Origin of the sequence: Acutalibacter intestini (genome assembly GCF_034334985.1) — a bacterium.
GTDB classification, from domain to species: Bacteria; Bacillota; Clostridia; order Oscillospirales; family Acutalibacteraceae; genus Acutalibacter; species Acutalibacter intestini.
In genome coordinates this window covers 1-4,538 of the sequence record NZ_JAWXXL010000080.1, presented here as the reverse complement: position 1 = coordinate 4,538, position 4,538 = coordinate 1, and the positions used below count along the sequence as shown (strand labels likewise).

The window sequence follows — 4,538 nt, the reverse complement described above, 5'->3', positions numbered from 1 at the left end:
GTACCCGCCGTAATATCACCTGTAAGCAATGCTTTCACAAAAAGCAGAAGGACAACCAGATAACCCGCAAGGCCTATTCCTTTTCCCGCAAGATCAAACAGACAGGCTCTCTTTGCCACCTTAAGGCTTTTCTTATTCAAAACAACCATTGTGTCATAATAAAGTTTCTTAAAATAGCTCGTTACGCCCAGAATTCTCGTTTCCTTGAAATATTCCTTGGAGCAGATGGTGCTCTCATAATAATCATAGGATCTTCTCAGCGGAGCAATCTCATCCTCAAGATTCGCGTACATACTTACCTGCACAAGCTTTGTCAGAAGACAGGGCATCATGGAAATGACAATTACGATTGCCAGAATCGGCTTAATAGTAAAAATCCATATTCCCATAAACAGCACATAGGGCAGGAAAAATGCCATCATCATGATAAATGAAAATACCATGTTGAAGATATGATTGATTCCCATCCCGGCCTTGTTGATGCTGTCCAGAGTTGACGCATTTTCATATTCGATGGCTCCAATTTTAGATATCTTAAGATGAACCCTCTGCATCAATTTTCCAATAACCTTCTGGTTAAATGGTAGATACAGGAAATTGTTAAGTGCGTTAACAAGCTCTGCCAGAATAATAACCACGCCGTACACAATAAGAAAAATGTATATGGTCTTTATGCTTCCGCCTGTATTTATTACTTCACTGGTAGTATCATAAAACTTCTGCAGAAACAAAATCTTTACTGCCCATGACAAGCCATGGAGTATTGTAATTACAATGAACAATCCGAAAAAGAAAGGCGTTGTCTTAAATACAAGAGGCGTTATTCTCTTAAGTATCTTAATGGGACTTATTTTCTTTTCACTCATTGATACCACATCCTCTGACTGTCATACATCGTATAGTAAAGCTGCTTTGCAGCCATCAGCTCATTATGCGTTCCCTGTTCCTCTACATGTCCCTTATCAATTACGTAAATGTAGTCTGCCAGCTTAACCGAGCCCAGTCTGTGACTGAAGAACAATGTGGTTCTCCCTTCACAAAGCTTTGCAAATTCACTATAAAGATTGCTTTCCGCAACGGGGTCCAAGGCGGCTGTGGGTTCATCCAGTACACGAATCGGCGCTTCACTTACAAAGCATCTTGCAAGGGCGATTCTCTGCCATTCACCGCCGGAAAGATCCTTGCCTTCTTGTGCCAGCTTACCCAGCAATGTATCCTTACCATCCTCAAGGCCTTCAATAACCGAGTCCAGTTTAAGAGCAGTTATGGCATTGTTGATTGTTTCATCATCCGCTCCGCCAACGCATCCTATGGCGATATTATCCCAGATTGAAATGGAATACCTTGCAAAGTCCTGATAAACAACTGAATAAAAGGCTTTAAGCTGAGCTGCCGTATATTCTCTAAGGTCTCTTCCGTTCATAAGTATCCTGCCCTCATAATCCTGATAAAGGCCTGTCAGAAGTTTGGCAATAGTACTCTTTCCCGCTCCGTTTGCTCCAACGAAGGCATAATGCCTGCCGGCTTCTATCTTCATATTCATATCCTTAAGAATATAGGTTTCCGTACCGGGATATTTGAAAGTTACATTCCTGAATTCCAAAGACTTAAATTCTATACCGCCTTCAGGCACGGCGTCCGCATTATCATACTGTTCAAATGCCGCAAACTTTGTAATCTCCTTAAGGTATTCGATATGTGTGGATACAGCCTCGATTAATCTTGTGAGTGACCATGACATGGTGTGTACAAGCTCAAAGGTTGCATTTATCAGTGAAAAGAACATACCGATTGTAATAATTCCCGCTGCGACAGGGTTGATAAGCATTGCTGCAATAAAGGTACACAGAAATGCTGTTATCACACTTCCGGATTTAAGCTTTACAAACCATTTGGCACGTGTTCTTGTTTCCATTTTTCTGGAAATCTCATACTGCTCAAACCACTTGTCGTTCAGCTTTTCGTTATATCCGAATACCGTTCTCTCATCAACATTTTCTCTTCCCGTCATTACGGTAGTGAGATATTTGTATCTTCTCTGATATTTGGTAATCTCTTTATTGGCCTCATAGGTTGCCTTTCCGCTTATGAACGAAAGATAGAGAAGCGGTATGGCAACAGCTATAATAATCAGTGCAACCCAGGCAATCTGTGTAATAAGGACAATAAGCAGTCCCGCAATGGCCATAAACAGCGATATCAGATTGACTACATTTGTAAAGCCGTCGATAAACTTATGCTCCATTGTGTCGGCAACACGGTTCATTAAATCCATACTGTCCGTATTTTCAACATACTTAAACGCAATCTTTGAACATTTTTCAACATATGCGCCCTTAAGACTGACCCTCATATCCATCTCGATTTTGTTGGCAAGATATGCCTTTATGGGCTGAACAAGCCATTGATATGCTATAATCCCGATAACAATCGCCAGTGAAATATATACCGCCCTTTTTGTTGCGGAGCCGTCTATAAGTCCCAGCGCATTATCAATAAATCTTGCATTAACAATGACCTGGTAGGTTGGCAGAATTGCAACAGCAAGAGACAGGATCAGATACAATACCGTACACACGGGTGAACTGATTATAGAAAATCTCAGGGAGTCCCAATATGTATACTTTTTCTTAACAAAACGCACTTTCATCATTTTCTTCTCCTAAATTAAGGCAATACCGCACAAAGATTGTGAATGAGAAGTTGCGCAAGAGTTAATCTTCGATTAACTCTTCAGATTATTTCGTCAGAGTGCACAGGCTGAGTGTAGGCAATTTGACAATTGGTAAGCGAAAACTGTGTGCTCCGAGGGAAAATATGTAAGCAAATCGTATGCAAAGGCAGTAGGCCGGTCTTTGTGCAGTGTTGCCCTAAGTTTCTTATAGTATAAACCATGTCCCAAGGTCAATGTCAAGTGGAAAAAATTAATATCTGAGGCTGTCCCCTAGACTGTGCGATAAATTCCAGCTTGTAGAGCAGTTATCCATCACAGATACTATCACAGCTATTTGCAATCGGATTCAATCACTTTGCGCAAAACACAATATTACCATCAATAAACTTGCTACTTTATTAGACTTGCCGCCATCTTCCATCAAAAATATCTTGTATGGAAAGAGCATGGACCCGAAAATTTTGACCATCAAGAAGATTTGCGATGGTCTAGGTATCACGCTGATCGATTTTTTTGATTCGCCTGAATTTGCCGAATTGGAGCAGGAAATAAAGCCCACACCATTAGCAGGTATCCATCCTGCGTATAGGGGACAGTTCCAGCTGCCACCGCATAGACCGGCTCGCCGTAGCAATTAGCAAATGAAATGTCGATACCGTTGTGACCTGAGTAAGTGTCCCAGGTATGGCCGGGAAACGGATATGCAAACCGTCCATCTGCACTAGCGCTGGCATCGCCCATACCACCCACGTTACGTGTCCATATACTACTCCGGCGCCGAGGCCGCCCGGGAGCGGTCGCGGATTTACTACCCATTGGGTGAGTATAAGCAAAAGCTGAAAGAGGAATATGAACAGGTAACATTGGGGTTCAGATGTTTTGGATAGCTGCGTGGCAAAATGAATATGCGCTTTCTTTGTTTATGCAGCGCAAATTTTGACTTTAAAAAACCTTTCTTTTTCGTATACCTTGTGGTATACTATGAGCAGTAAACTGGACTTTGCGAGGCTTTTCAATGAATGAATTTGCAAAAACAGCATATTGGCTGGACTGCGCGGATTATGACCTGCAAACAGCAAAAGCGATGCTGCAAACAAAACGCTTTCTATATGTGGGATTTATGTGCCACCAGACGATTGAAAAGGGGTTGAAGGCAGTTTTTGTCCATCGGGAACCTGACGGCGAATTGCCATATATCCACAGCCTGGTGCGCCTTGCCAACCTGTCGAAGATTTCCGCTGAAATGTGCGAAGATCAGCTTTCGCTTTTGGATGTTCTAAGCCCGCTAAATGTGGAGGCAAGGTATCCCCTCAATAAAGAAAAGCTCTTACGTTCCCTAACCGAATCCCGGTGTGAAGATTTGATCCGTAAAACGGAGGAATTATTGTCATGGATAAAAACGAAGTGTTAAAGCTGGCAAAAAAGTATGCTGACGGGGTCCGTGAAGAACTCAAGGTTCAGTCTGTTGTCCTTTACGGCTCTCAGGCAAAAGGGACTTCCAAAGAAAATAGCGATATTGATATTGCCGTTATTGTTGATGATATTCCAGGCGACTACTTGGACAGTGTCGCTCTGTTATGGAGGCTTTCCAGAAAAATCAATGCGGATATCGAGCCTGTCCTTTTGACTGCTGCCGATTCTGACAGCGGCTTTTTCCATACTGTCCGTGAAACCGGGATCGCTGTCTGACCCATAAGCTGACCCAGAACCGGAAAAACTCAGTGGACTGGACAGGGTCAGACCTTCGGGTTTTGGCCAGAAAATCGAGCAAAAAGGGGCAGAAACGCCTAGAAATGGCTAGAAAGATCGGTTCACCACAGCTCATAACCCGAAGGTCGTAGGTTCAAATCCTGCCCCCGCAACC

5 protein-coding genes are annotated in these 4,538 nt (G+C 42.8%); 3 read left to right on the top strand and 2 right to left on the bottom strand.

The genetic code is table 11. From position 1 onward, the window contains the following. A partial coding sequence (locus U8U68_RS21500) for an ABC transporter ATP-binding protein (RefSeq protein ID WP_322204449.1) occupies positions 1 to 866 on the bottom strand: 866 nt, incomplete at its 3' end. Continuing rightward, positions 863 to 2,653, bottom strand: a complete 1,791-nt coding sequence (locus tag U8U68_RS21495; protein ID WP_161475023.1) for an ABC transporter ATP-binding protein — start codon at positions 2,651 to 2,653, stop codon at positions 863 to 865. The genes U8U68_RS21495 and U8U68_RS21500, both read right to left, overlap by 4 nt. Positions 2,654 to 2,931: 278 nt before the next feature. On the opposite strand from U8U68_RS21495, the gene U8U68_RS21490 reads away from it, so the two are divergent. The 3 genes from U8U68_RS21490 to U8U68_RS21480 all read left to right on the top strand — a co-directional run bounded on the left by U8U68_RS21490 (position 2,932) and on the right by U8U68_RS21480 (position 4,363). Continuing rightward, the gene (locus U8U68_RS21490; RefSeq protein WP_322204451.1) at positions 2,932 to 3,312 is read left to right on the top strand and encodes a helix-turn-helix transcriptional regulator; all 381 of its coding nucleotides are present in this window, start codon (positions 2,932 to 2,934) and stop codon (positions 3,310 to 3,312) included. A gap of 377 nt (positions 3,313 to 3,689) precedes the next feature. Next, on the top strand, positions 3,690 to 4,085 hold the full coding sequence (locus U8U68_RS21485) for a HEPN domain-containing protein (protein WP_160579908.1): 396 nt from the start codon (positions 3,690 to 3,692) through the stop codon (positions 4,083 to 4,085). Beyond that, positions 4,064 to 4,363, top strand: coding sequence for a nucleotidyltransferase domain-containing protein (locus U8U68_RS21480; protein WP_160579909.1), 300 nt, complete (start codon positions 4,064 to 4,066; stop codon positions 4,361 to 4,363). Before U8U68_RS21485 ends, U8U68_RS21480 begins: the two co-directional genes overlap by 22 nt. Positions 4,364 to 4,538: the final 175 nt, after the last annotated feature.